The following is a 23475-nucleotide window of genomic DNA, read 5'->3' on the forward strand; positions in this document are numbered from 1 at the left end:
TCCCGTGAAGCATAAATTTCTTGTTCTGGGTTTTCCATATACATTTTTTTGTGTATAGCTATTTTAGGACAAGACAAGTTTTAAGTTCTTTAGCATTACGAATCAAACAAGCTTTTGTTGTAGTTAATTTATCTCGCAGAGAAAGTAGTTTTCTAATCTTCTCTACAGACTTACTAGGTGCTTTATAAATAGTTGCTTCGTCAGCATTTTTCATAGCATAATAGGCAATTCTTTCAGCATCAACTTTATCATTTTTTCCACGTTGAACTCCTATACTTCATATAATTTTAAGAGACATTTCAACCCAAAGTGAGAAGTTATAAGCCATCAGATACTTAATAAGTAACTTACTATACATCCCTGTATGCTCTAAACATACAAGCGTATTGTCATACGTTGCGTCTTGATCTTTAAGCCACTTGCAAGTGACCTAATACCTTTGAAATCATTAGTGAATTGATTGTGAAAAGTTTTCTTATTATTACCATTCAAAATCACAACAGCATCAAAATATTCTTTTGATACATCAATACCTAAAAAATGTTTAAATTTGTTCATAAGAAAAGTTATAAAAGGTTAGCAACCAATCATTGAATACAATCACAACCTTAATAATAGGCCTTAATGCCTGAATAACTATTTGATGCTTATTCAATATAAACTGACAAAGTCCTAATCTGGGGATAGACCTTAAATTCTTGCCCGCGAACTGGTTCACTTTGTCAGTTTGGTTGTTAATTTAAATTTACGAATTTTTCAAAGAACAAATCTAAAGGCTCACCGAAGTCTCCTTATTGCCATGATGCTCTACGATGGTCTCCTACCTCGTAGCAAAAAATATTTCCTATGAATCTATAAATTCCCTATTTTGCATCAACCAAACACATCTTGTGTGTGCAATTGTAGAAATGAAACAAACACTAACAAAAAACGATAAAAACATAAAGACTCTCACTACATTACTAGCGAACGGATATTATAATGGCTATGTTGATGCAGAAAAATTTGAGCTACTTCCCAACCGTTGGCCAAACAATCATCGATTAATTGGAACTTTAAATAGTGATGGAAAATATGATTTAACATTTGATTATACCGTGGCAATTAGCATTGGCATGAAGTTTTTATTTGCATTCGGGATTTTGGGTTCTATAATTTTTCTTTCTATAGGAAATTGGATTCTCCCTCTTATTTTTGTTGCTTGTGGATTACTACTGTTTGCTAACTTTAAACTAAAAGAAAAAAAAGAAATGACTTACTTTATAGATAAATTAATAGAATTTCAGAAAACAAGAGAATTTGAATGAAAAGCCAAGAATAAGCACATAAGCTGTCCAAAGTCTCCTTATCGCCACGCTGCTCTTCGATAGTATAAAGACCTAGTAGCAAATAAAGAATAGTAAAAACCCATTACCAATACAACTTACAAAAATGACCACCCACTACACCGTAGGCAATTTAATATATGACGCATATATTTATGACGGAATGAACAGTAACCTCGCTGATTTGCCTTTTTATACAAAGTGGTTACCAAAGCACAAAGAAGCTAAAATTTGGAGTTGTGTTGTGGTACAGGCAGGCTTACGATTCCCATTGCCAAAGAAGGTTATGCTATTACCGGGGTAGATTTTACACCTTCCATGCTGGCACAAGCCAAAACAAAAGCGTTGGAAGCCGGGTTGACGATTCCGTTCATCGAAGCGGATATTCGAACGCTGGATTTGCAGGAGAAATTCGATTTGATTTTTATTCCGTTTAATTCCATTCATCATTTATATCAAAACGACGATTTGTTTCAGGCGTTGCAATGCGTTAAAAATCATCTGAAAGAAGATGGATTGTTACTTTTGGATTGCTTTAACCCCAATATTCGCTACATCGTTGAAGCCGAAAAAGAACAACAACAAATTGCTGAATATACCACTAAAGATGGTAGAGAAGTAGAGATAAAGCAAACCATGCGGTATGAAAGCAAAACGCAGATTAACCGCATCGAATGGCATTATTATATCAATGGTACATTTGACTCTGTTCAAAATTTGGATTTTAGATTGTATTTCCCACAAGAATTAGATGCCTATCTGGAACGAAGTGGTTTTTCTATTATTCATAAATTTGGCGACTTTGAAGAAGGTGCATTTACCGATGATTCTGAAAAGCAGGTGTTTGTTTGTCGATAAGTTAATACTGATTTGAAGTTTTTATTTCCCCTGAAAACAAACCTCCAACATCTGATACAAATCGGGATGTTTCTTTTTCATTAGTTCGGGTTTTTCAAAAAAATATTCGGCAGCTACGGCTAGAAATTCGGCTTGGTTGGTGCCACCATAATGTCTGATGTCGGATTCATTGTTGTTGATTTCCTCCATTTTTTCATGAATAATTTTAAGCCACGGAATTACGTAGGGTTTTTGCAGCAGCACTTCGGGAACACCGTCTGTACTGCCATCGAGTTTATCAATTAAATGCACAAATTCATGAATACCGGTGTTGAGTTTTGGCGAATGCGGCGAAAATCCTTCGTGCAAGGCTTTTCGGGAGAGAATCATTTGGTTTTCAAAACGCCCGGTGCCAATCAAACCGCCAATTTTACGGTCTTTATCGTTTTGAGCAAAGCCCAAATCTTCATTAAAATGATCGGGATAGACCAATACCGTGCTTAAATTTCGGTAATGCCATTCGGGGAAATTAAAAACCGGAATCACGGCACTGGAAGCAATGTACACTTTGTCTAAATCGTTCAACTCAAAACCAACGCTTTCCAAGTGTACTTCGCTTAAAAATGTCATCATTCGGTTTTGAAAACGCTGCTTTTCCTCTGGCGACAAGTCGTCGTAGAATGCCACATGCTTCAAAAGTAAATTATGCCACTTGGACGGAAATTTTTCTACTTTCTTTTTTTGATTTGTGTTAATCGCATAAATAGCAAAACCTATTAAAAGTAAAAATACAAGGGCGGTTGTCATAAACGGATGATCTTATTTAAATTGAGAAAGTAGTATTGTAAAAATACAAGTAGAACTGCATTTGAACAAATATAGTAAGATTATTTGAATGGTGGTTTTGTTTGAACTTCAAGGAGAATGGCAAATTGACGCATTGATTATTTGACCAATTACCGCATCACTTCTTCCACCGCATCGTCTCCATCAACGTTTGCATATCATCCTTAATATAACTCGCCGCTGGCATAATCGAATCGAAATTAGGCTTTGCATAGAAGTAAACCGAGCCGGTTACAAAGTGTTGAATACTGTCGGTTAAATAAAATTGGGTGTTCGTAGCGGCATTTCCGCCCACTTGATAAAACATACCGTAGACTTTATCTTTCGTGTTGATAAAAGGCGTTTCTACTATATCATCGGCTTTGATCACGTGTTCGTAGGTAAGTTTTTGAGCGTCTTTCAATAAAGCATCAATGTTATTCTCTACTTTTCGATACGTCAAATATACAGTAGCTTTCATTTTTGGGTACTGAATTGTGACATCGCAATTGTCTTTCACATTTACTTTAGTGTCTGTGTTATGATCAAAATTAAAGTCGCACGGACTATCAAATTGCATGTAATTCGCCATTTCATAATCCAATCGCAATTGAGCAGAAGGTTTAGGCAAAACGTCTTCTTTGCATCCTATCAAAAAATAAAAGACAAATAGAAATCCGAAATATACAACCGATTTATGCATCTAAGGTAACTTTAATTTGTTTTACTCGTTTTTTGTCAACCGATTCAATGGTAAACAAACATTTATCAAAACTGATTTTTTGTCCTTTTTTAGGAAATGTTCCGATGATTTCTAAAATAAATCCGGCTAAGGTTTCGGCTTCTCCTTTTTTATCTTCAAACAAATCCTCGTCAACATCCACAATTCTATAAAAATCTTTCAGGTTTATTTTTCCTTCAAAAAGAAAATTCTTGTCGTCAATTTGCGAATAGTTGATGTTTTCGTCATCAAATTCATCACTAATGTCGCCCACAATTTCTTCGATAATATCTTCCAAGGTTATCACTCCAGAGGTTCCTCCATATTCATCGACCACAATAGCCAAGTGGTTTTTCATTCCTTGAAAATCTTTCAATAAATTGTCTAACTTTTTGTTTTCGGGAACAAAAAATGGTTCTCTAAGCAAGGTTATCCAATTAAAATCGGCTTTATCAATGTGTGGCAACAAATCTTTTACATACAAAACGCCTTCTACCTGATCTATATTGTCTCGGTACACCGGAATTCTGGAATAACCTTTGTCTAAAATTTTAGGTAAAATTTCTTTAAATGATTCATCAATTTCGAGAGCAAACACATCAATTCGAGGACTCATGACCTGACTCGTATCTGTGTTTCCAAATGAAACAATGCCTTCCAGAATTTTTTGTTCTTCGTCTGTGGTATCATCCGAGGAAGTTAATTCCAATGCCTGCGACAATTGATTTACGGAAATATTTGATTTTTGTTTACCAAATTTATTTTCAAAATAAATGGTCACGGCTCGCATCGGCATGTTGATGGGTGATAAAATCACATTTAGAATATGAATCGGTCGTGCAATCATTTTTGCAAATTTGATATTGTTTCGGTTGGCATATACTTTGGGTAAAATTTCACCAAAGAGCAGGATTAAAAAGGTTACCACACCTACTTCAATGGTAAACTGCAACCAATCAGGGTAAATATTTCCTAACAAATCATTTTTGATAAACGAGAAAATAATTACGATTCCGATATTAATAAAATTGTTGGCTATCAATAGAGTAGCCAACAATTTTTTAGGTCGTTTTAATAAGTTGGAAATTAAGTTTCCTTTGGTTTCATTCTGCTCAATAGCATCCTCAATATTTTTTTGAGAAAGCGAGAAGAGAGCCACTTCGGCACCGGAAGCCATTGCAGAAAAAAACAACAAGACAATAATGCCAAGCACTCCGAAGAGTAAACTTGTGTTAACTAATTCCAGAAAACTCGCGGGGTCTGCGTCCAAATTTTTAAAAATTGGTTATACATTAAAAAGGCTGGTCGTCATTATCAGAATTTCTTCCGCCTTGGTGGTCAAAATTAGTGCTTTTATTTGAATCCTGATTTTGTTTATGAAGCTCTGTTTCTTTTTTTGTTGTTAAAAAAGTAAACTCAGTCACTTGAATTTCAGTTGTATATTTGGTTTGACCGTCTTCAGCCTGCCATTGTCTTGACTTAATTCTTCCCTCTACATAAATTTTATCTCCTTTAGAAAGGTATTTTTCGCAAATTTCGGCGGCTTTGTTTCGCACCACCAAATTATGCCATTCTGTTGAAGTTAATTTTTCGTTGGTTGTTTTGTTAATATAGACTTCATTTGTTGCCAACGGAAATCTTCCAATACAATTGCCACCATCGAAATAGTGCATTTTTACGTCGTCTCCTAAGTGACCTATTAGCATCACTTTGTTTAAAGTTCCATTCATAATATATTTAAGTTGATTTTTTGGATTATATCAAAGTTACAAATTTAATAACAGTTTAGAAATTCTTTTCAATAAAATTAAAAATTACAATTGGAAATGGAAATTTTTTTAATGCTTCTTTAGACATGCCATTTTCAATACTGCCATCCAGTTTTATTTCCCAAAACCTGATTTTCAACCGTTGATGTGATAATAGGTGTAAAACACTTTTTTCATCAAACGGTTTTATCGAAATCAATTTATTTGTAAGAAAAGAGGTTGCAGAAATTTTTTCAATTATCTCTTTTTCACTCAATTCTTTTTCAGATTCAATTAACGGGAATTCATATAAATTCTGCCAAATACCATTTGATGATCGTTGTTGAATGAGTGAATTACCACTTTCATCTTCCAAAACCAAATAATTTAAAAACCGTTCGGTAACTTTTGTTTTTTTTAATTTTATTGGAAGCAAATCTACTTTTTTCTTTTGTAATGCACCACAACTTTCGTTAAAAATACATTGTAAACAATTTGGATTTTTGGGAACACATTGCAATGCTCCAAATTCCATCAACGCTTGATTAAACAAATCCGGCCGTTTTTTATCGATGATTTCATTGGCTAATGCGATAAATTCTTTTTTGGCTGTAGCCGATGAAATATCGGTTTCCACATCAAAATAACGGGCTAATACGCGAAAAACATTTCCATCCACAACTGGAACCACTTCTTTTTGACTAAAAGAAGCAATAGCAGCGGCGGTGTAAGTTCCAATTCCTTTTAATTTTAATAATTCGGTGTAGGTTTTTGGAAACGTTCCGTTAAGATCAAAAGCGATAATTTGTGCTGTTTTGTGTAAATTTCTTCCTCTTGAATAATAGCCTAATCCCTGCCAAAGTTTTAAAACTTGTTCTTCAGAAGCATTTGCTAAATCAAAAACGGTTGGAAAAGTTTCTACAAATCGTTCATAATAGGGTAAACCTTGAGCCACTCGCGTTTGTTGCAAAATGATTTCTGAGAGCCAGATTTTGTAAGGATTCGTGGTATTTCGCCATGGTAAATTGCGTTTGTTTTCTAAATACCATTGAATAAGCCGATTAGAAAAAGTCATAAAATTGAATTGGTTAACAAAAGTATAAGTTTATGTAATTAAATTTTAATCAATTATGCTTGAATATTTGTTTTTTTAATTTGTATATTTGCACTCTCAAAAATTTACACATAAAATTTAACACGCAAGAAAATGACGAAAGCAGATATCGTAGCGAAGATTTCAGAAAAATTAGGACTTGAAAAAGGAGATGTTCAAGCAACAGTAGAGTCTTTTATGGAAGAAGTTAAAAACTCATTAGAAACTGGAGACAATGTTTACTTAAGAGGTTTTGGAAGTTTTATCATCAAAACAAGAGCTGAAAAAACAGGAAGAAACATTTCAAAAAACACAACAATCAAAATTCCTGCTCACAACATTCCGGCATTCAAACCTGCAAAAGTATTTGTAGAAGGTGTGAAAACCAACACTGAAGTAGCAGTATAACTCATTTATTAATACCAAAAAGATCACACTATGCCAAGTGGAAAAAAGAGAAAAAGACATAAGGTAGCAACGCACAAACGCAAGAAAAGAGCGAGAGCTAACCGTCACAAAAAGAAAAAGTAGTGTAAACTACTTTTTTCTTTTACAAAAAGTTCTTTGAAATGAAACAGTAAAAAACAATAACTGTTTCACCGGGTACAAACTACCTGTTTAAAATATTGTTTAATCCATCCTAACTTTAGGTTGATTGGTTGCGAGTTGCAAGTTGCGGGTTAATTCGTCACTTACAACTAAAAACCGATAACTATTATGTTTGGATAAAAATTTACAACGTGAATAAAGAATTGATCATCAGGTCAGGTTCTGAAGCTGTAGATTTTGCCTTATTAAAAGATGGAAAACTAGTAGAATTACACAAAGAAGAAGAGCAAAAGAGCGGCTTTCAGGTGGGTGATATTTTTATTGCCAAAATCAGAAAACCGGTTCCGGGGCTTAATGCGGCTTTTGTAAATTTAGGCTTTGAAAAAGATGCCTTTTTACATTACCACGATTTAGGTCCTAACTTAGCTTCGATGTTGAAATTCACAAAACTTGTAAGCACAGGTAAACAAAAAGATTTCTCCCTTAAAAACTTTCAGTTTGAAAAAGAAATCGACAAAGATGGTATCATCACAGATGTGTTGAGTGCCAACCAGTCGGTTTTAGTACAAATCGTTAAAGAACCTATCTCAACCAAAGGTCCAAGAATTAGCTCCGAGCTTTCCTTGGCGGGAAGATATATCGTTCTGGTTCCTTTTTCTGATCGCGTTTCTGTTTCTCAAAAAATAGATTCAAAAGAAGAAAAAGACCGTTTAAAGAAACTTGTACAATCTATCAAGCCTAAAGGATTTGGTGTTATTGTTCGCACAGTAGCAGAAGGCAAAAAAATAGCCGAACTAGACCAAGACATGCAGAATTTACTCAGTAAATGGACTGCCATGTGTAAAAAATTACCAACGGCTCATCATCCGTCAAAAGTATTAAGTGAAATGAACAGAGCTTCATCCATTTTACGCGACGTGTTTAATGATTCTTTTACCGGAATTTATATAGACGATGAAGAGTTGTTTGAGCAAACAAAAGAATCAATTGAAGAAATTGATCCAACAAAAGTATCTATTGTCAAGTTGTATCAATCAAAAGAGTTACCCATCTTTGAAAAATACCATATTGAAAGACAAATAAAAACGTCTTTTGGTAGAACGGTATCGATGAGCAAAGGAGCTTATTTGATTATTGAACATACTGAAGCTCTTCACGTTATAGATGTGAATAGTGGAAATCGTTCTAACAAAGCTCAAAATCAGGAAGACACAGCCTTAGAAGTAAATATGATTGCTGCAGCAGAAGTTGCCAGACAATTGCGTTTGCGAGATATGGGCGGAATTATTGTTGTCGATTTTATCGATATGCAAAATCCCGAAAACCGAAAAGTGCTTTTTGATTTCTTACGAGAAGAAATGAGCGATGACAAAGCAAAACACAAAATCTTACCGCCAAGTAAGTTTGGATTAATCCAAATCACACGTCAACGCGTAAGACCGGAAGTTAACATTAAAACAAGAGAAGAAGATCCAAACAACGGAAGCGGAGAAATAGATGCTCCAATTCAAGTGATTGATAAAATTAATCTTGATGTTGAACGACTAAAAAATCACAAAAAGTTGGTGCTTAATGCCCATCCTTTTGTGGCCGCATACCTAACCAAAGGTTTTCCATCATTACGTTCAAAATGGTTTTTTGAACATAAAAAATGGGTGAAAATTATACCTCGTGATGCTTACACGTTTTTACAATACCAATTTTATGATAAAGAAGGTAATGTAATAAAAGAATAAAAATGAACGTCTGCCTTTTGGTGGGCGTTTTTTTTTTGGATAAATTTCACAGATTTTAATTTTTTGACACGGATTTCACTAATTTACACCAATGAATTTCTTGTTATAAATTTCACAGAGAAATCTTCTTTTGACACAGATTTCACGAATTTGCACTAATTTTAAATTTTGTATCAAGAAATAATTGTTTGTTGATTTCATAAAAACTGATAATTGATAAAGATTTTCAACGTCTCGTCTCCCCCTCCTTTGGAGGGGTCGGGGGGAGGTTTACTAACATTTATCCTATGAAAATAAAATTCTTACTACTCCTTACTTCTTGGATAATCTTCCAAACCACAACCTCAGCTCAATCAGGCTGTACCGATTTTTTGGCTAGAAATTACGATGCAAATGCTATTGAAAATGATGGTAGTTGTTGTTATAAACGATTAAAAATAAAAGAATTTACTTCTGCTATTTTTAGTGACACATTGAACGAAACTTCGGGTTTAGTGGAATGGGAAAATCATTTTTATACACATAATGATGATACGGATTTACATCTTTATCAATTGGATAAAAAGGGTCTAATTACAAAAAAGATAAAATTAAATGGTATAAAAAACAAAGATTGGGAAGAACTCACACAAGACAAAACCCACTTTTATTTAGGCGATTTTGGTAATAATGCGAGTGGAAATCGAACCGATTTAACCATTTATAAAATCGCAAAAGATTCACTTTTTGACAATCCTAAAATAGAAATAATTACTTTTTCTTATCCTGAACAAACTGATTTTTCAAAACAAAAAAGCAACTCAACCGACTTTGATTGTGAAGCTTTTGTCGCCACCGAAAATGAATTGGTTTTGTTTACCAAACAATGGAAAAATAACCAAAGTGCTGTTTATCGTTTGCCTAAAAATCCCGGAAATTATTCAGCTGAACACATTACAACCCTAAAAGTAAAAGGTTTAATCACCGGAGCCACTTTTGTGGAAGAAAAAAACCTCATCGCTCTTTGCGGACATAACAAAAAACTAAACCCTTTTATGTATTTAATTGCTGACTTAAAGGATTTAAATTTTGAAAAAGCTAATCAACGAAAAATAAAACTCAAATTACCTTTTCATCAAATTGAAGCCATCAGCTCAACGAATGGTATTGATTTTTATATTACGAATGAACGATTTTCTAGAAAAATTATCGGAACGGTTGAGCAACAATTCATTAGCTTTTTTTTAAAAGAAAATTAATTATTTCATCATTTTTATTTGTGCTTTTTGCTTCAATCTTCAAAATCAACAACTATATTTTGCTTCAAAATCAAACTAAAAAGTTAATAAAACAGTAATATCTCTAAAAATTAGAATTTTTTTAAGATTTTATATGATATATTAATAATTTTTATAAGATATGTTTTTATATCACAAATAGCACTAACTTTGTTATACAAATCAAAATAACCTACAAGCTAATAAATAATTAATAACGCCATTAAATTATATTTTGATGATGAAGAAAATAGCACCTTTATTTCTAGTAATTAGCAGTTTATTTGTAAACGCACAAGTAGGCGTTGGAACAACTTCTCCCGCTGCAACATTAGATGTAACAGCAACTAATCCAACCGGAACAGCCACAAACGTTGATGGCATTTTAATACCAAGAGTATCAAGAGAAAGAGCTCAGCTAATGGCAGCAACTCCAACTTCAACATTGGTTTACATTAATGATGTTGCTTCGGGTACAGCTGGTGGCACAACTGTAAATGTTACTTCAGTTGGCTTTTATTTTTTTAACGGAACAATTTGGGAAAAAATTGCAGCAGGAATTAGTAACGATTGGTCCTTAATTGGCAATAGCGGAACTTCCTCGTCAACCAATTTCTTGGGCACAACCGACGATACTGATTTAATCTTCAGAAGAAATAATTTAAGAGCCGGAAGATTAGGCTTAGACAACACCTCTTTTGGCTTAAACTCATTAAATCCCACAACAACTGGAACTAGAAATACAGCAATTGGAGCCAATGTTTTAAATGTCAACACAACAGGCACAAGAAATACTGCGATTGGCGAAAACACTATGTTTTTAAATACTACCGGCGGAGAAAATGTAGCAATGGGTGCCGGTTCTTTGTATAGTAATACAACTGGAAATCAAAACACCTCTATTGGACGAAACTCTTTAACAACCAATACTACAGGCAGTTCAAATACAGGATTAGGTTATATAGCTTTACGAGATAATACTACCGGCGATTTTAATACAGCGGTTGGTAGAGCATCATTAATAAGTAACACTATTGGTGTTGAAAATGTTTCTGTTGGAGTAAATAGTTTGTTTGCAAACACAACCGGTAATTATAATAGTGGTTTTGGAGTACAATCAATTAGAAATAATACAACCGGGTCAAACAATACTGCTATTGGTTATCAATCTCTTTTTAGCAATTCAACAGGAAACAATAATGTTGCAATTGGAAATCAAGCTGGCTATTCTGAAACAGGAAGCAACAAACTCTACATTGAAAATTCAAATGCAAATGCTGACAATGCTCTAATTTATGGAGAATTTACAACTGGAGCAAAAATATTACGAACAAACAGCCAATTTCAAATTGGAAATCCCAGTGTCGCAACGAATGGCTACTCTTTTCCAACAACTAGACCTGCCACAGTTGGTAATCAAATTCTGCAATACAATGCCGTTGGTGCTCTAAGTTTTCAATCTCCATCTGCAGCATTAAATGGCTTTGCTTGGCTCACAACCGGTAATAGCGGAACTGTAGCTGCAACAAATTTTATTGGTACAACTGACGCTATAGATTTTAGAGTGCGAACAGGCAACAATGAACGATTTAACTTTACAAGCAATGGTAGATTAAGAAGTTACAATGACGGAGATGCCGCTCAACCCACCTATTCATGGACTCCAGCCGCAGGCTCAACCATGGGAATGTATAGAATTGGAGCAAATATTTTAGGGTTTTCAACTGCCTCAACTGAAAGATTAAGAATTAATGCAACTGGACAAGTGATAGTGAATTCTGCGACTGCTTTTGCAACTTCTACTTTTTATACTTTAGCTACAGGAAACAATGATGGCATTGCAGGAAATGCTACTGGAACAGGTAGTGCAGTTTATGGTCAAAATAGTGGTGCAGGAGAAGGTGTATATGGTCTAACTAGCAATGCAAATGGTATTGGTGTAGTCGGTAATAATACAAGTACTGGCACAGGTGTATATGGTCAAACAGCAGGTGCAATTGGTGCTGGTGTTTTTGGAGTGGCCAATGTAGCAAATGGTGCAGGTTCCTATGGAACAAGTAATGGTGCAGGTGGAACTGGTGTTTGGGGAAATACAACTGGAAATCTTGGTAATGGTGTTTACGGTCAAGCTACTGGTACAAATGGAACGGGAGTTTATGGCTTTGCAAACAATACTGGTGGAGATGGTGTTATAGGTGAATCAACAGCGGCAAATCGTTACGGAGTTTGGGGAATTAATGATAATGCATCCGGAATAGGTGTTTTTGGTAGTACTACAGGAGCAAATGCATTTGGTGTTAGAGGTCAAAGTGCCACTACCGCAACAGGTGTATTAGGAACAAATACTGGAACCGGAAATGGTGTTTGGGGTGAAAACTCAGGCACTGGCGTAGGAGTTAGAGGCCAAAGTGTATCAACCGGAATTGGCGTTTTTGGATTTAACAATGGAGCAGGAAATGCAGTTTTAGGTAATAATACCGGAACAGGTCGTGGTATTGAAGGACAAAGTGCCACAACCGGAATTGGTGTAATAGGGTTTAATACAGGAACCGGAGTAGGCGTTCAAGGACAAAGTGTAACAACGGGTTCTGGCGTTATAGGCTTTAATACAGGTGCTGGCGTTGGTGTTCAAGGTCAAAACTCATCCACTGGTGAAGCAATTGTTGGTATAAATACTGGTTTAACAGGTGATGGAATTGTTGGTCAAACACCTGCAGGTTCTGCCGGATTTGCTGTTTTTGCTAATGGTGATATGGGAGCATCAGGAATAAAACCTTTTTATATCGACCATCCTACTGATCCTGCAAACAAATATTTGCGTCACTTTGCATTGGAATCAAATGAAGTGCTTAACGTTTATCGTGGAAATGTTGTTTTAGATGCTAATGGAGAAGCCATCGTGACACTTCCTAACTATTTTGAAGATATCAACACTAATTTTTCTTATAATTTAACATCAATTGGTTCAAAATCAGATGTATATATTAAAGATGAAATAAATAACAATCAATTTAAAATTGCAGGAGGACTTCCTAATCAAAAAATATCATGGCAAGTTTATGCTGAACGAAATGACTTATATCTTCAACAATTTCCGGAAAAAAGAGAAGTTGAAATCAATAAAGATTCAAATGATAAAGGAAATTATTTAATGCCTGAATTATTTAATCAATCTAATGGGAAAGGAATTTATAACAAAAATAAAAAGGTTGAAGCTGTCGAAAATAAATCACTATTAAAAGAAAATACGGAAATTTCTACTTCAGAAAATACTAAAGAAAAAAGTGCTCGATCAGAAAAAAATGCACCACAAGTAACTGATAAAGAAAAAGTGGCAGAAAACTAAATATTAAGAAACCGTCTCACCATTTGAGGCGGTTTTTTTTCACTCTCTCACCACTTCCACTTTCCGTTTAATCTCTCCCCATTTTCATCCACTATAAAGATGTAATGAATACATAATTCTATACTTATAACAACGATTACTTTACTACATTTAATCACTATTCTCTTTCGTTATTAATTAGCTAATTACTAATTAACTAAGTTAAAAAAGCTGTTTACTAAGTCTTTTTGAATTACGAAAAAACAGTTATAAATTTGTGCCTTAAAAACAAAAATATGTGTAACACAAAAAAAGTAAATGAGTATTTTTTAATTAATAATATTCCTTCTAAAGTAACTAAGTCTAATGAAAAAAATGAAATAGTTGAAATCGAACTTCTGAACACAGGACGATTAATAAACTATGAAAATCAATTTACATTAAATAGATTAGATTTAAGTGATGAAATTTATAATGCATTGCATTTCTCTAAAAGCACTGTCTTTGATAAAGATTTTAAAAAATTAAGTCTCAATGTAAATTGCTATCAAAAAAATGAATTTTCAATTTTTAATTTTGTAAATTATTTGAATACTAATGAAAAGAAATATATTCATAAAAATATTATAATCAACACTTCTGAAACTCAAAAACTTTTAGTCCATCTATCAAATTATAGTATAGATAAGGTTTCAAATTATGAAAATATTTCATTTAGCTCAACTTCTGAATTAATATCAAAATTAATATTTCTAGAAAACATGGAGGATAGCAGTTATTTTGAAAAATTATTAGTTGACTTTTATTCTAAAAAAATTAAGTGTTAATCTTCCCGCTCTACTTCCACTTTCCGTTTAATCTCCCCCCCATTTTCATCCACAACAGTAATAAAATGAATTCCGGAAGTAGCTTTTAACGGCATTTCGTGAAAGTTTTGTGTAATTCCCAAATACGTGTTGTTCACATACCAATACAATTTGATGTTGGGTTGCGAATGAGCCACTTTTAAGATGACCGGTTGCACTTCGCTGTCAAAGTTTTTGGTAAGATAGATTTTGCTATTTGTTTTCGGATAAATAAAGTCCATAAACGGCGTTTGATTGTCCTCACAATCTTTACGAAAAGGCGGCAACACCCAATAATCCATATTTTTGCTTTTGTAATACCATTCCATCACAGGAGGCAAAACAAACCACGATTTAGTGACCATTTCATCCACATTTTCACAATTGCTGTTTACTCGAAATTGCTCGGGTTTATCCAAATGAACTAATTTATGATAGTTGCATTGCTCTGTTTGTTTGGCCGAAACCGGAATCCATTGTTTGTTTTTCGGACAATTTTCTGAGGCTAAAAAACCACTTTTGGCACAAACTTCGGCTTCTTCCATATTGTTCAACGGCTTTTCAAACCAATTACTTCGTGGCAATAAGTTAAAGACATCAAACAAAATCGGAGCTGCGTGACTAACACCGGTTAATGATGGTCGACCTTCTCCTGTAGCATTTCCGACCCAAATTCCGACTACATATTTGGAACTTGTTCCGACAGCCCAAGCGTCCCGATTACCAAAACTCGTCCCGGTTTTCCATGCAATAGGCAACGACGAGTCATAAAAACGCCAAGCTTCATCGCCTTCAGGACGGTTCACTTCCTTCATTGCTTCGTAGGTTAAATAAATTGACCCTGCTCCTACAATATTTTTTTGATAAGATAATTTTCCGAAGTCAATTTTGTTTTCAGCGACGTAATTCAACTCTGAAAATTCGTTTTTTTGGTATTGAAATTTGTTTTTTTGGTATTGATTTAAAGTTCCTGTCAGACCGGAATAGGTTTTACACAAATCCCATAAATTGGTTTCTGCTCCACCCAAAATGAGTGATAATCCGTAGTGATTTGGATGTTTTTTCATCGTGGTAAAACCATATTGCTGCAATTGTTCGTAAAACCGATAAACGCCAAAATCCTGCAACATCAACACGGAAGGAATATTTAATGATCGTGACAAAGCCCTTCTTGCCGGAACCGCTCCATCATAGGTTAGATTAAAGTTTTGCGGACTGTAGCCTGAAATTTGTGTCGGAATATCGGGAACTAATGTGTTGGGTAACAATTCGCCTTCGTCTAACATTCCGGCAAAAAGCAACGGTTTTAAAATACTTCCTGAACTTCGTGGTGCCGAAATAATATCGACATCTTTTTGGTGGTTGTTATCGGTAGGAGCATTTCCAACATAACCTACAATATTTCGGGTTTCAACTTCCACAACCAAAATGGCTAAATTGTACACTTCATTTTGTTTGTATTGGTAATAATAATTTTTAGCAATTTGATTCAATCGTTCTTGCAACGCAAAATCGATAGTGGTTTTTACTTTTTGGCCTTCTTGTTTTTTGGCTGTTTTTTGTAATAAATGCGGAGCCATTTGCGGTAAGTCAAACGGTTTTTGAGGTAATGGTTCTTGCAAAGCCATTTCGTATGAAAGTTGATCTAACACTTCATTTTCGTATAATTTTGCCAATAAACGATTGCGTTTTTCGAGTAAACGTTGTTGGTTTTTTCCGGGATAAATTAGACTTGGAGCATTCGGCAAAACTGCTAACGTAGCCGTTTCTGCCCACGATAATTGATGCGATTGCACTCCAAAATACCGCCACGAAGCCATTTCTAATCCTACCACGTTGCTACCAAACGGAGCGTGAGCGGCATATAATTTTAGGATGTTATTTTTTGAATGACGAAGTTCCAGGCGGGTTGCCAAAACCACTTCGATGACTTTTTCAAAATAAGTTCTGTTTTTTCCTTTTCGGGAAAGGCGAATGACTTGTTGAGTTAATGTACTTCCGCCACGAACCACGCGATTGGCTTTGCGGTTTTGCCGAAAAGCATTCCACATCGAAATCGGGTTAAAACCGGGATGATACTTAAAATGCTGATCTTCAAAAGCGATAATGCATTGTTGAAATTTCTCCGGCACACTATCCGAAGCCGGAAACCGCCATTGCCCATCACGAGCGATTTTTGCTCCTAATAGATTGCCTTCTTTACTTTCGATAACGGTGGAATACGGTTCGTTAAAAAGTGTTCGTGGCAAACAAAAATAATAACCAACTAACAATAGCAAAATCAAAATAGATTTGATTTTGTGTTGGAGGATTTTGGTTTTTGTTTTATGGAGGAGGGTTTTGAGCACGGGGATAAAACTAATTTTTGTTGTTCATATTTGTCAAAACTATAAGCTCCAAAGTCAGAGACTTCAAGAGCAAAGCAGGAAAATAGAAACTTATTCTTCTCTAAGGTTTAATTCTTCCATAAATTTTAAATATTCTATCATCGATGATTGATTTGATTCATTCTTAAAATATTCTTTCTTTTCACTAATATATTCACTTTCTATATTAAAACTATGTAAAAGTTCTGAATGTGGAATCTTATTTTCTTTAATAAAGTTCATAAATAAACTATCCTCAACATACAAGTAATCGTTTACAGTATGAAACTCTTCAAATGATTCACTATGTGTAATTAATTCTACTTTATAAATTTCACATACCAAAATCCAACAATAAGTTTTAATTAAATCGTTAATTTCAATCCCTTTTCCTAAATACAGATATAATTTTGGTTTATCATTTTGTCCGTAATTAAGAAATTCTGGAATTGAACTTAAATCAGATATCTTGTCATTCAATATCACTTTAGCTTCAGAGTTATACTTAATTAAGTGAATAATCGTAGAATTAGATTGAGGTGTAAATCTGCTTTTTGATTGATATCCAATTAATTCATATGGCTCGGCTTTTGAAAGATTATCTTCATTGGTTCTAATAAATTTCATTTTGGCAAACGCTATAGTACTGTCTGATATGATTGAAAAGGGATACTTCTTTTCAATTCCATTTTTAAAAGTTAAATAGATCGTATCATTTTTTTTCTTGTAGATAGCAACCTGCTTAAAGTAATGACTACTTTGAATTATTAATGTATCTTTTTTAAAATATAATTCATCAGGATTAATCGAGCTGTCTTTTACTTCATCAAAATGTATTGTCCAGTAGCCTTGTTCATCTTGTTTACTAACACATGAATAAATAATCGAACATAAAATAAATATTGAAATTATTCTTTTCATTTTAATTTCTAAATTTAGAATTACAACTATTTTGTATAATGTAATTAAAGTCCTGAATGTATGAATCATATTTTTACTCCAATCTCCTAGCCCCGATTGTAATGGAAAGCCTTGAGCCGCCAAAGCTGCTTTTTTCTTGCTGACCCAAAGCGACCAGAGGAAGCTCTTGGGGCGGCTTAGAAAAAACAGCTTTGGCAAACAAGCTTGGAATGGAAAGCGGGATTGGCTTCAAATGAAACTACTCCTTCACCACTTCCACCCATTGACCCAATGTTCGTGCCGCATACGTGTTGTCGTACATCGCTTCGGCTTGCATACCGGGCAGATAGTAGTTGCCCAAATAGGACGCGTTTAACAGCACTCGGAACGTTCTGGACTCGTTGGCTTTGAGGCCAAAATAGAAATTGGTGCGGTCGTCGCGAATGTCGATGTGGTCGGCTACGTTGTTGCCAAAACTGCCAAAATCAGTGAAACGGGTATTTACAATTTCAAATCCTGATGGGATAATTTGGGTTAATGCCAGATTTTCAACGCGTTCGTTGGTTTGGTTTCGGATGGTTATTTCGGCAATAAACTCGGTTCCTTGAGCGATTTTTGATACGTTGACTTGTGCTCCGCTTCGGTTTTTGAAGACGAGATTGGTGTATAATTTACTTTGCATCGCTTTTTCTTGACCAATTGGCAAAATTCCGCTCGTGAGCACTCGCACATACAACGTATTGGATTTGGTGTTTTTGATGGTGATGGAATTGCTTCCGTTTTTGATTTCTAAATTTCGGTTTGCCAATGATTTTGCGGTCGTAATGGTTTGCGATTTTCCATTTAATGAATACGTTACTTCCACACCTTTTCCGCCGTTTTGTTGAGCAAATTTTGACATCGCATACAAGCAATAGGCCGTTGTTTGGGTGCTCATCCATTGATCAGAAGCCATATTTTTGGCTAAATCGGTCGCCATTTTGAAGGCTCTTTGTTTGTTTCCGGTTAGCAATAAAGTTTCCAAAGCCATTGCTTTATTTCGTTCGGGTGAACCGTAATAATAGTAATGATTTTGGTTTGTTTCATCAATTTTGCTCTGATTGAATAGCGTTTGAGCGGCTTGTTTTTGTCCCGCCAACGCATAAGCAGCAGCTAAACGCAATTTACTTTCGTTGGAAATTCCGGTGGTTTCACGCAAACGGTTCATCGAAGCCATATCGGGCGAACCCGCCAAAGCCAAGGTGTACAAACGATAGGCTTGAGCAAAATCGTTGTGATAGCCTTTGTTCAATCGCCATTCTTTGGACGCTTTTTGCTGATAAGCAATCCATTTTGATTTGAAATTGATAGGCAAAACGTAGCCTTTTTTCTCGGCTTCAATTAAGAAATGACCTACGTAGGACGAACTCCAATCATCGGCATAATTTTGTCCGCTCCAATACGAGAATCCGCCATTGGCAATTTGGAAACCGCCTAATTTTTGGATTCCGATTTTGATGTTTTTCTGGATTTCGTTTTTACGGTTTTGATCTAAATCGAAAATATCAGCCAAATACAATTGCGGGAAAACACTCGACGTGGTTTGCTCCAAACAACCGTGCGGATATTGGATTAAATACTGTAATCTTCTACTGAAATCGATGGTTGGGAAAGACGAAACTTCCAATTGAGCTTTGTTGCTTCCGGCGACACCGAAGGTGGAAACGGAAATGGTTTTTGAACTGTTTGGTTCTAAAACAATATCGGTAAATTCATTCGTAATCGGGTTTGGATTCGTGATATCAAGTTCGACTTCGTACGTTGCTTTTTCGTTTCCGGAAGTGGCGATGACTTGCACTTTTGCCAATCCGGTTAATTCGCCTACTTCCAACTCAAAATACGCCATTTTTTCATCCGGTTGAGCGAAGGATAAACTTTGAGAAGTTTTTCCAATTACTCGAATTCCGTTATTGGTTTTGATTTGTAAAGAAACATTTTTCACTTGTGGTTCCATCGTAAAAATCGTTACGGGTAACGTTACTTTTTCGGTTGGGGAAATTTTTCGTGGTAATGAAGCTAAGACCATCAACGGCTTTCTAACCGGCGTTGTTTTTTCAGCTGCACCGTACGCACTTGAATTTACATCTCCCGCTACGACCATTGTTCGAACCGAACCGACGTAGTTTGGCATCGTGATTTTATGCGTTTGGGATTTTCCCTTTTCTAATTTGTATGGACCAAAATACATCACAACCGGTTTAAAACGATTGGCTTTTTTGGCTTTGCTTCCACCCAAATCTTCGTCACCACCTATGCTGAATACTTGGTTGATTCTCCCGCCGTAGGCTCCAATTACTTCATCAAAAATATCCCAGGTTTTTACGCCTAACGCTTCACGAGTGTAGAAACTATTCCAAGCATTTGGGGTTTTGAAACGGGTTAAATCGAGTAAACCATCATCCACAATTGCCAACGTGTATGTCATTGCTTTTCCTGATTTTTCGCTTACGCGGATGCTCGTTTTTCCTTCCGGTTGTAAAACTTCCGGCATAGTAATTTGGGGTTCGAGAATGGTGTTTTTATCGATGACTTCAATTGGCACAATTCCATATAAACGAATCGGTGAATCGTTTAACGTAGAAGCGTGCGGTTGCAATAAGGTAATGTGAACGAACACATTCGGAGCCATTTCACCTGTAATTGGAATTTCTACTTTGGTTTCGCCTTTTTGCGTGGTTGCCCAGAAGGTTTTGACTACTCGAGAACCATTTTCTAACGAAATTAAAGCTCTTCCTCCTGCACTGGATGGAAAGGAAATTTTGGCTTTTTCGCCCACAGCGTATTTTTTTTTATCGGTTGAAAACATCAACATCGATGCATTGGAAGCGTCGGTATTTCTGGTTTTTCCTGACCAATATGGCCAATCAATCATCACGGTTGAACCGGTGGCGTGACCGCCTTGTTCATCAGTGACTCTGATTAGATAACGACCCCATTCGTTTTCATCATTTTTAAATTGAACGCTAGCTTTTCCGGTGGAATTGGTGCTTACATTAAAATTCTTAAATGCTGTTGTTGAATTGGATGAAACATAACTGGAAAGGTTGTCATAACTCGCATCCCACCACCAACGCCATTCTACTTTATAAACTTGCACTTTCAGGTTTTGCACAGATTTTGGGTTTCCTTTTTCATCGACAGTTACAATGTCGTAACGGTTCATTTTTCCGGTTTCTAGTAAGCCGTATTTGTTGGTTTCAGGAGTTTTTAATCCGACATACGTTTGATAAGGCGAAAGTGTTGTTGCCATCACATCGGTACTGAAATCGCCGCCGTTTTCATAGACTTTGGTCATCAAACTGGCTTTCAACATTCCGGGTGATTGACTGCTTACTTTCGGTTGAAAACTCACGGTTGCTTTTCCTTCCGAATTTACTTTTCCGTTATAAATTGTCGTTTCTTCTGTTTCAAATTGACGAATTGGATCGTCGAAATTATAATTGGCGAAACCTTTAAAAGCGGTTTTTTGTTGCATAATTTTGGCTTGCATTTCCATTTTTAAATCTTTGGCAACGGCACCGTGCAACCAAGCCACTTCTACTTCGCTGACATTTGTTTTGGATGTGGATAAAATTTCGGAATCGAATTTATTTTTAATTTTTAATCGATTGGGTTTGATGGTTTCAATTTTGATGTTTTTATAAAATCGAGCACCACCAACGCTAATTACTGCTTCCCAACTTCCCGTAGGATGAGAATCACGAGTTGGAATGATGAATTTGTAATGATTCAGTTCGTTGTATTTTTGAACTGATTGAAACGTCAATTTTCCGGTTGGATCATTTAATTTGAATTTGATGGGATGTGATTTGTCTAATTTGCTGGCGGCATCATTTAACATAAAACTCAAAAACAATGTATCGCCAGGTCGCCAAACCCCTCTTTCGCCATAGATATACCCTTTGAGTCCTTTTTGTAATTTTTCTCCGGACACATCAAAATTACTTACCGATTGAGAATAACCTTCGTCTAATTTCACGTAAGTGGTTTGTTTATCTTTTGAAACGAGGGCAAAATAGGCATATTTGTCAACTTTAAACGAAGCCATTCCTTCTGCATCAGAAGTTCCTGAAGCAATTTTTTGTTGTTGAAAATCATACAATTCAACCGTTGCTCCCGAAATGGGTTGCGTATTGACAATGTTGGTTACGGCAATGGTATAAGAACCATTTTCGCCACGTTTGGCAATTACGCCTAAATCAGAAGCTAACACATTCATTCCGATTGGTCTGCGACGGAAATAATCGTTTTGGCAGGCATCTTGGCTGTCGTACCAATCGTAATCATCATACCAATAATAATCATAATAATCATCGTCGTTAGAACGTACTTCTTCATTATCATCCTCTTGATCTTCTTCCGAATCAGTTGTTGTTTCGGAACATTTGAACAATGAATAACTTTTTTTGAATGACATTTCAACCCGATAAATCGCTCCCGGTTCCGGTGTGATTATTTTAGATAAATCAAGAGCAAACGTATTCCATTTGCTGTAATTCGGAAGTTTTTTATTTAATAAATTGATGGTTTGCTTGGCAATTGGTGAAGCCACTTTTCGCAAATTTCGGTTTCCGTTTAAATTATTATCTTGTAAAAATTGGAGAACATTGTTTTGGTAAATTTTATACACTTTTACGTCAACCGCTTTAAGATTTGCCGATTCAAAATTAATTTTTAAGTTGTTTGAACTTGGTAAAATGGTTCCGTTTTTAGAAAATCGCACATTTGGTTTCATTTCGTTGAAAGCTACTCGTTGCGAATAAGTTTCTTTCATTTTATAACCTTCGTCGCTTGTAATTCCTTGGAAAACTTCTACTAATAAATCGCCTTTCAGTGGTTCGCTGAAAAAGACTTTTAATAGATTTCCTTCGATTAAAAATTTGGTGGTTTGAGCAGTTTCAACGGAAACTAATCCTTGTAAATCTTGTCCTTTTTTGATGGGATCAGTAAAATTGATGAATAGGGATTGGTTGTCTTCATCGCCCACTTCCATTCCAACAATTTTGAAGTTATTTTTTCCGGGAATTTCATATTCTACGCTTCCTTTTTGGTCGATGTTATATGGTTTTCCGTTCCAAGAAATTTCGATTTTATCATCTTCTACTTTTCGCTGAATACTATCGATAATAAATTTGAATTCCGTTTTGGTGCTGAGTGATTTATCAAATTTAATTTTTAATTTTTTTCCATCTTGAGTGGCTTCAACGAGTTTTGAAGCAGTTGCAAAATCCATCAAATCGCTGGTTTGAATTGTTCCGTTCAAGTAATTCAATTCTCTGCTGTAGGATTGCAAATCCATCACATTTACTATAAAATCTTGTTTTAAAGTTTTGATAGAAAATTTGAATTCTTCTAATCCTTTTTCAGTTTTGATGAGTTTGGATAATTTGAAAACAATGCGGTATTCAGTATCTTGTTCCAATGGTTTTTCGGGCACAAAGGCAATGGTGTTGGAGGCTAAGGCGACCATTTTTCCTTTTACGCTTGGCGAAATATCAAACAAACTTTTGTCGATTTCCTGATTCGGCTGCCATTCCTGTTTGTCGAAAGCCAATGTTACACGAATATCAGAATTGGCCGAAACCAAACCGGAACTGAAATTCAGAATGTATTCGTGAAACAATGAAAAATCAGAATTAAAATCTTCTGTAGATTCTTTTTTGCCACAAGAGTGTAGCACTACAACCGCAACAAGGAGTTGCATCAAACGTTTGATTGACATTGTTCAAAAAGATTAAAAATGGAACGAAAAAAAGAGTGGGTACTTATCTGCAATAACACAAAAAGTATTCCAAATATTGTGTTAAAGATAATTATTTTTAGAAGAATTTTTGGAATAAATTAACTTGATTTCGAGAAATATATTTTGAAGTTTTACCACGAATTCACAAATTTTATTGTTGCTTAAAA

The 23475-nt window shown here is 35.2% G+C and carries 15 protein-coding genes; 7 read left to right on the forward strand and 8 right to left on the reverse strand.

Features of this window, described 5'->3' with window-relative positions:
• The first annotated feature begins 908 nt into the window (after nucleotides 1-908).
• Nucleotides 909-1307, forward strand: a complete 399-nt coding sequence (locus AC23MC_RS13250; protein ID WP_487568829.1) for a hypothetical protein — start codon at nucleotides 909-911, stop codon at nucleotides 1305-1307.
• Nucleotides 1308-1556: 249 nt separating this feature from the next.
• Nucleotides 1557-2183 carry a class I SAM-dependent methyltransferase gene (locus AC23MC_RS13255; protein ID WP_487568830.1) on the forward strand — a complete coding sequence of 209 codons (627 nt, stop codon included), beginning with the start codon at nucleotides 1557-1559 and terminating at the stop codon, nucleotides 2181-2183.
• Between the two features lie 21 nt (nucleotides 2184-2204).
• Here AC23MC_RS13255 and AC23MC_RS13260 read toward each other — a convergent pair whose 3' ends face one another.
• From AC23MC_RS13260 to mutY, 5 genes are all read right to left on the reverse strand, one after another.
• Nucleotides 2205-2969: a M90 family metallopeptidase gene (locus AC23MC_RS13260; protein ID WP_487568831.1), complete on the reverse strand. Its 765-nt coding sequence runs from the start codon at nucleotides 2967-2969 to the stop codon at nucleotides 2205-2207.
• Nucleotides 2970-3126: 157 nt separating this feature from the next.
• Nucleotides 3127-3690: a gliding motility lipoprotein GldD gene (gene gldD, locus AC23MC_RS13265; RefSeq protein WP_487568832.1), complete on the reverse strand. Its 564-nt coding sequence runs from the start codon at nucleotides 3688-3690 to the stop codon at nucleotides 3127-3129.
• Complete coding sequence (locus AC23MC_RS13270; protein WP_487568833.1) at nucleotides 3683-4978, reverse strand: gliding motility-associated protein GldE; 1296 nt, start codon at nucleotides 4976-4978, stop codon at nucleotides 3683-3685. Before AC23MC_RS13270 ends, gldD begins: the two co-directional genes overlap by 8 nt.
• Nucleotides 4979-5000: 22 nt before the next feature.
• Nucleotides 5001-5438, reverse strand: a complete 438-nt coding sequence (locus AC23MC_RS13275; RefSeq protein ID WP_487568834.1) for a single-stranded DNA-binding protein — start codon at nucleotides 5436-5438, stop codon at nucleotides 5001-5003.
• 55 nt (nucleotides 5439-5493) lie between these two features.
• Nucleotides 5494-6531, reverse strand: coding sequence for an A/G-specific adenine glycosylase (mutY, locus tag AC23MC_RS13280; protein ID WP_487568835.1), 1038 nt, complete (start codon nucleotides 6529-6531; stop codon nucleotides 5494-5496).
• Between the two features lie 132 nt (nucleotides 6532-6663).
• Between mutY and AC23MC_RS13285 the strand changes: the two genes are divergently transcribed.
• The 5 genes from AC23MC_RS13285 to AC23MC_RS13305 all read left to right on the forward strand — a co-directional run bounded on the left by AC23MC_RS13285 (nucleotide 6664) and on the right by AC23MC_RS13305 (nucleotide 14242).
• Entirely contained in the window at nucleotides 6664-6957 is a 294-nt protein-coding gene (locus AC23MC_RS13285; RefSeq protein ID WP_112085891.1) for an HU family DNA-binding protein, read from the forward strand.
• Between the two features lie 332 nt (nucleotides 6958-7289).
• Nucleotides 7290-8834: an Rne/Rng family ribonuclease gene (locus tag AC23MC_RS13290; RefSeq protein WP_487568836.1), complete on the forward strand. Its 1545-nt coding sequence runs from the start codon at nucleotides 7290-7292 to the stop codon at nucleotides 8832-8834.
• A 287-nt stretch (nucleotides 8835-9121) separates the two neighbouring features.
• On the forward strand, nucleotides 9122-10072 hold the full coding sequence (locus AC23MC_RS13295; protein WP_487568837.1) for a T9SS C-terminal target domain-containing protein: 951 nt from the start codon (nucleotides 9122-9124) through the stop codon (nucleotides 10070-10072).
• A gap of 256 nt (nucleotides 10073-10328) precedes the next feature.
• On the forward strand, nucleotides 10329-13436 hold the full coding sequence (locus AC23MC_RS13300; protein ID WP_487568838.1) for a beta strand repeat-containing protein: 3108 nt from the start codon (nucleotides 10329-10331) through the stop codon (nucleotides 13434-13436).
• A gap of 275 nt (nucleotides 13437-13711) precedes the next feature.
• Nucleotides 13712-14242, forward strand: a complete 531-nt coding sequence (locus tag AC23MC_RS13305) for a hypothetical protein (RefSeq protein WP_487568839.1) — start codon at nucleotides 13712-13714, stop codon at nucleotides 14240-14242.
• Here AC23MC_RS13305 and pbpC read toward each other — a convergent pair.
• The 3 genes from pbpC to AC23MC_RS13320 all read right to left on the reverse strand — a co-directional run bounded on the left by pbpC (nucleotide 14239) and on the right by AC23MC_RS13320 (nucleotide 23287).
• Nucleotides 14239-16545: a penicillin-binding protein 1C gene (gene pbpC, locus AC23MC_RS13310; RefSeq protein ID WP_487568840.1), complete on the reverse strand. Its 2307-nt coding sequence runs from the start codon at nucleotides 16543-16545 to the stop codon at nucleotides 14239-14241. The two genes, AC23MC_RS13305 and pbpC, sit on opposite strands and share 4 nt — an antisense overlap.
• Before the next feature lie 153 nt (nucleotides 16546-16698).
• Complete coding sequence (locus tag AC23MC_RS13315; RefSeq protein ID WP_487568841.1) at nucleotides 16699-17547, reverse strand: hypothetical protein; 849 nt, start codon at nucleotides 17545-17547, stop codon at nucleotides 16699-16701.
• Nucleotides 17548-17785: 238 nt separating this feature from the next.
• Nucleotides 17786-23287: an alpha-2-macroglobulin family protein gene (locus AC23MC_RS13320; RefSeq protein WP_487568842.1), complete on the reverse strand. Its 5502-nt coding sequence runs from the start codon at nucleotides 23285-23287 to the stop codon at nucleotides 17786-17788.
• Nucleotides 23288-23475 lie beyond the last annotated feature (188 nt).

The sequence above is a fragment of the Flavobacterium sp. T50_26 genome, from assembly GCF_057652995.1.

What these genes read in the sequence shown, in the direction of transcription:
- AC23MC_RS13315 (WP_487568841.1), bottom strand. Translation starts at nt 17,547, where the DNA reads ATGAAAAGAATAATTTCAATATTTATTTTATGTTCGATTATTTATTCA.
- AC23MC_RS13295 (WP_487568837.1), top strand. Translation starts at nt 9,122, where the DNA reads ATGAAAATAAAATTCTTACTACTCCTTACTTCTTGGATAATCTTCCAA.
- AC23MC_RS13250 (WP_487568829.1), top strand. Translation starts at nt 909, where the DNA reads ATGAAACAAACACTAACAAAAAACGATAAAAACATAAAGACTCTCACT.
- AC23MC_RS13305 (WP_487568839.1), top strand. Translation starts at nt 13,712, where the DNA reads ATGTGTAACACAAAAAAAGTAAATGAGTATTTTTTAATTAATAATATT.
- gldD (WP_487568832.1), bottom strand. Translation starts at nt 3,690, where the DNA reads ATGCATAAATCGGTTGTATATTTCGGATTTCTATTTGTCTTTTATTTT.
- AC23MC_RS13260 (WP_487568831.1), bottom strand. Translation starts at nt 2,969, where the DNA reads ATGACAACCGCCCTTGTATTTTTACTTTTAATAGGTTTTGCTATTTAT.
- AC23MC_RS13320 (WP_487568842.1), bottom strand. Translation starts at nt 23,287, where the DNA reads ATGTCAATCAAACGTTTGATGCAACTCCTTGTTGCGGTTGTAGTGCTA.
- AC23MC_RS13275 (WP_487568834.1), bottom strand. Translation starts at nt 5,438, where the DNA reads ATGAATGGAACTTTAAACAAAGTGATGCTAATAGGTCACTTAGGAGAC.
- AC23MC_RS13285 (WP_112085891.1), top strand. Translation starts at nt 6,664, where the DNA reads ATGACGAAAGCAGATATCGTAGCGAAGATTTCAGAAAAATTAGGACTT.
- AC23MC_RS13300 (WP_487568838.1), top strand. Translation starts at nt 10,329, where the DNA reads ATGATGAAGAAAATAGCACCTTTATTTCTAGTAATTAGCAGTTTATTT.
- mutY (WP_487568835.1), bottom strand. Translation starts at nt 6,531, where the DNA reads ATGACTTTTTCTAATCGGCTTATTCAATGGTATTTAGAAAACAAACGC.